The organism is uncultured Clostridium sp. (genome assembly GCF_937920395.1).
In the GTDB taxonomy this organism is placed as follows: domain Bacteria; phylum Bacillota; class Clostridia; order Clostridiales; family Clostridiaceae; genus Clostridium_AD.
In genome coordinates this window covers 1-5090 of sequence record NZ_CALEVF010000221.1, presented here as the reverse complement: position 1 = coordinate 5090, position 5090 = coordinate 1, and the positions used below count along the sequence as shown (strand labels likewise).

The following is a 5090-nucleotide window of genomic DNA, read 5'->3' as shown; positions in this document are numbered from 1 at the left end:
TTATTTCATTTCTTTACCTATTTCTCTGTTTAATTTTCAAAGACCAATGTGCCACTCGTATATGACGACAAGGAATATTCTATCACATTAATACAGAATCAATTCCACCATTTATACCTTATAAACGAATTATATTCATATTTCTACATATGTCTCTGTATAGTTCAATATTACGCATTAAGATACGCATGGCTAAATATTATCTAAAAATAAAAATCTAGCATTTTATACCTTGCTAGATTTAACACACTATTCGTATTAGCCTCTTTAAGTAACAGTTCTATATTTTTACCACTTATTTAAAACCTCCATAACATAATTAATTTCTTCCTCACTCATTCCATACCACATTGGTAAACTTAGCACAGTATTTGAGATCTCTTCTGCTATTGGAAACTCACCCAGCTTATAACCTAAATCCTTATAAGCCTGCTGAAGATGAATTGGTATTGGATAATGAATTAAAGTCCCTATTCCTTTATCCTTCAAATACTTTTGTAATTCATTTCTATACTCCGTCCTAACAGGAAATACATGCCATACTGAGTCTTTAACTAGCTTTATATCTGGAAGAATTAATTTACTATTATTTATTCTTTCAATATATAGTCTTGCGATTCTTTGTCTGTCATTATTCCATTTGTAAAGATACCTTAACTTTACTAATAGAAATTCCGCTTGTATTTCATCAAGTCTAGAATTAACGCCCTTATACTCGTTATGATATTTAATATCTGAGCCATAGTTTCTTAATGCCCTCACCTTTTGTGCCAAGATAATGTCACTCGTGAGAATAGCTCCTCCATCGCCAAGCGCTCCTAAATTTTTACCTGGATAAAAACTAAACCCAGCTGCATCGCCAAGACTTCCTATTTTTTTGCCCTTATATATAGCTCCATGAGCTTGAGCTGCATCTTCTATAAATTTCAGATTATATTTTTCACATAAGACTCTTACTTTATCAGCATCTATTGGCCTACCATATAGATGAACAGCAATAATTGCTTTTGTTCTTTTTGTAATGACCTCTTCAATTTTATTTACATCTATATTAAATGTTTTAATATCCGGCTCAACTAAAACGACCTTAGCTCCAACATTTGAAACTGCTAAAGCGGTAGCTATATAAGTATTAGATGGCACAATTACTTCATCACCAATTCCTATATCATACCCCTTTAATATAAGGCAAAGCGCATCTAATCCATTTCCACAACTTATACAATAATCAGTATTACAATACTGTGAAAATTTCTTTTCAAAGTTTTCTACACTTTGTCCTAGAATAAACCAATTTCTATTGTATACTCTTATAAAAGCTTCTATAATCTCATCTTTTATTTCACTATGCATTGGCTCTAAATTTATAAATGGAATACTCACCGTAATCACTCCCTAATATCTTTTGACTGCCTCTTGCATATAAAAGTCCATATTCCTTATATAATCACTTTCGTTATAGTAATCAGATGCAAGTACTAAAAGAACAGCTCCTTCACTAAAATCATACATTTCTCTCCAAATATATGGTCCAATATACAGACCAACTGATGTATCATCTAAAATAAATTCACTCTCTTCCTTTGGATTTTTCACCTTTACTTTCACAGAACCATTAAGGCATATTAGCACTTGATGAAGTTTTCTATGTGCATGAAAACCTCTTTCAATTCCCTGGGGTACTTTTGTAATATAATATATACGTTTTATATCAAAAGGGACATCCACCATTTCTTCTATAGGTGTTAAATTACCATATTTACTATTAATATTCATGAATTTAAGCAATGAACAATTATACATATTGCCTCTCCTCAATATTAGTGTTTAAACCTTTCTAGAAAAGTTCTTAAATATTCTTCTCCTAATTCAATACTGTTTTGATAATAAACCACATTCGTATTATCATGGATTTTTGCATCTAAACCATAGAACTGTTGACCTAAGATTCCAGCTATACTTGAATAACATGAAAATTTTATTTGTTTAGGCATTATACATATGATTTTTGTCTTTTTATTAGCAAATAAAATATTTGTAAATCCAGCTCCACTTGCACCTGCTATGAATTCAGCTTGTGAAAAAATTTTTAATTGATCGTCAAAACACATATCTTCTGGATATATTATTTCATAACCATACTCTTTAAAAATTTGTTCGATTTTATCTTGATATAGCAATCTAACAACACTACTATTTTTTCTAGAGATAAATAATTTTCTAAAGATATTACTTTTAATGGCTAAATTATCATGTAGCAACTTCACAGCTACCTCACTCACTCTATAATCTTCATATCTTAGAAATGCATCTGTTTTAAGATTAATAGGTTCAATAATCAATTCTGATATATATATTAATTTTTTAACATTATAACAATATCCTTGTTTTAAAGAAATTATTTCTCTTCCATTTGAATTTAATTTTTCTAATTCATCTTTAAATGATTGAATTTTAAGGCATCTTTCATCTACCAATATTGGAACTTTATTATATTCTTCTTTTTCATTAATTAAACATAATTTAGATAATGATTCTAGATTGAAATGGAAATAATTAAAAGACCCATTTGCTATAAGCATTATTCCCTCTTTAATTATTTCATTTGAATTGTTATAGTTAACTAAAGTAGATTTCTTATCTACAAAAATTGTATTTCCCATTGCTAGTTGAAATCTATTTTCATCATCCATCAGTGGCAAATCATAAATACAATTATTATTTTCATCAAAAATAATACTATTTCCCCCAATTATGTTTATATTATATAAATCAGCTACATAAGTTTCAGGATAACTAACTTCTATATAATTATTAACTTCATTATTATCCATGTAATTTGGTATATAATTTTTCTGAAAATATTCTTTTTTAAGAATAGAATATTTAGAATTATTATTGTTACAATATTCTTTACATGAGATATTATTTAGATTTCTTACAATATTCATTAGGTTATTCCCCTTTTTTAGAATTCAGTAATGTTAAACCTAACCATTTATAATACACTCTCACTTTTTAACCATTGCGCGTACCCTAGCTCCTCCCATGGCATCCCTCTAGAAAAAGTATATTTCCAAGGATAAATTTTCTTCCCAGTTAACTTGTTTTTTATGTCCTGTATTGGGAATGTTTTTTTTGCTGGATTTCCAACTGTTAGTGTTTCTTTTTCTACATTTTTACCTACCACACTTCCTGCTCCAACAAATGAGTCCTCACCTATATTTACTCCAGGCAAAATTACACTTCCAGTAGCAATTACTGCGTAAGATTCTACAGTAACCCCTAACATCGTTTTTGATGGTGGAGTAGGATCATTAGTTAAAACAACATATGGAAAAATCCAAACATAATCTTTTATTACACTTTTTTGACCTATGTGCACATTACTATGAAGATTCACATAATTTCCTATGCTACAATCTCCTTGTATATCAGCTAATGTTCCAATCCTAACGTTATTTCCTATTAATGACTTTTCTCTTATAGTTACTCTATGACCAGTCTGAAAATTATTTCCTATAACTGTTTCACCATAAACAATTGTTTCGCTTCTAATCAATGCATTTTCTCCAATTATTAAAGGATGAACCTTATTTGTTCTATCAGAATAAAAGTCCATTAAATACTCTCCTAAAATGCATCTGACTCCAATGTAACTGCCTTTTTTTATATGAACATTATCTCTTAATATTGCTCCATAATCTATATAGCAATTGTCTTCTACTATTACATTATCACCAATAATTACATTATCTTTAATTATTGCACTATTTGAAATTTTACTATCATTCATTAGATCACTCCTCTCATTAAACATAAGATTTGCATGAAAATTAATTTTCAGTAAAAGCTTAATGATTTTCTCAATAATTTTAAATACAATTTCCTTAAAAATCTCTAATATTAAATTCCCCACTACTTATAGTTGATATCTTTAATTATATTCACATAAGGTAATATCTCTTTTTCTTTAACTAATGCTAAATCATCATTATAAATTTTATCAATATTTTCATCTCTGTTAAATGAGATACCTCCATTTCTATATTTAACAATAAAACGTGATAAAAATCCAATACAGCATCCATTTCTTGTTAAATACAACCATCTTGGATAATCTTCTACTAATTTATATTCTTCATCATACATACCATATCTATTTATAAGTTCTCTTTTGTACGCCATACCTGGCGCAGGAATAAAATTACAGGCACATAAAGCTCTATAACAATCAATAGGATTACCATAGGTGTATTTAATATATTCTAATGTAGGTGTTATTAATAAACATTCCTTTAATTTTTCATCATACTCAGCTATATATCCCGCTAATACAAGATAATTTGAATCAGAAAAAAATTTTACAATGGCACTTATAGTACCACTATCAAAAAGTAAATCATCACAAGCAAGATTAATAAAATAATTACCAGTTGCCAAACTAATTGCCTTATTTAAATTTTTAACCGTTCCTAAATTGCATGAATTATGATTTATTACATAATTAACTATATTTCCTTTTTTATTATCCATTATAAATTGTTCTATTTCATCTTTCTTAAAGTCGCTAGAAAAGTCATCGCTTATAATAATTTCAATATGCTGATAATTCTGCTGCATAATTGAATTTAGACATTCTTTCATATATCTTAAATTATTATAAGATAGAACCAATACACTGACTAGATTGCTATTATCCATAAATCAATCTCCTATCTTATTCATTATTTTCGTTTAAGAAACATTCTATCTTTTCACAAAGTTTTATCCATTCAAAATTCTCTTTTGTATAAATTTGAATATCCCTGCACACTGTTTCTAATCTTGCTTCATTTAAACAAACTGTTATCAGTTCATTTGCAAGAGCAACATGATCATTTATAGGAAACACACTTCCATATTTTTTGTCGTCTGTTATATCCCATGCAGGATCTATATCTGACGAAATTATATAGCAACCTTTGTTAGCTGCTTCTCCAAATACATTTGGGAATCCCTCACACCTTGAGGTAAGGCAGAAAATCTTTGCCTTTTTATATTCTTCCTCAATTAATTTTCTATCATTAATTCTTCCTGTGAAAATAATT

Annotated in this window: 6 protein-coding genes; all 6 read right to left on the bottom strand. The window is 28.4% G+C overall.

Annotated features, from left to right (window positions below; genetic code table 11):
- Nucleotides 1-288 precede the first annotated feature (288 nt).
- A complete protein-coding gene (locus Q0649_RS13945; protein WP_298843165.1) occupies nt 289-1383 on the bottom strand; it encodes a DegT/DnrJ/EryC1/StrS aminotransferase family protein in 1095 nt (364 codons plus the stop codon).
- A gap of 12 nt (nt 1384-1395) precedes the next feature.
- On the bottom strand, nt 1396-1803 hold the full coding sequence (locus Q0649_RS13940; RefSeq protein ID WP_298843162.1) for an FdtA/QdtA family cupin domain-containing protein: 408 nt from the start codon (nt 1801-1803) through the stop codon (nt 1396-1398).
- Nucleotides 1804-1820: 17 nt separating this feature from the next.
- A complete protein-coding gene (locus Q0649_RS13935) occupies nt 1821-2951 on the bottom strand; it encodes a DUF563 domain-containing protein (RefSeq protein ID WP_298843159.1) in 1131 nt (376 codons plus the stop codon).
- A 47-nt stretch (nt 2952-2998) separates the two neighbouring features.
- The gene (locus Q0649_RS13930; protein WP_298843156.1) at nt 2999-3796 is read right to left on the bottom strand and encodes an acyltransferase; all 798 of its coding nucleotides are present in this window, start codon (nt 3794-3796) and stop codon (nt 2999-3001) included.
- A gap of 122 nt (nt 3797-3918) precedes the next feature.
- The gene (locus tag Q0649_RS13925; RefSeq protein ID WP_298843153.1) at nt 3919-4704 is read right to left on the bottom strand and encodes a glycosyltransferase; all 786 of its coding nucleotides are present in this window, start codon (nt 4702-4704) and stop codon (nt 3919-3921) included.
- A gap of 16 nt (nt 4705-4720) precedes the next feature.
- The coding region (locus Q0649_RS13920) for a glycosyltransferase (RefSeq protein ID WP_298843150.1) at nt 4721-5090 on the bottom strand (370 nt) is incomplete at its 5' end.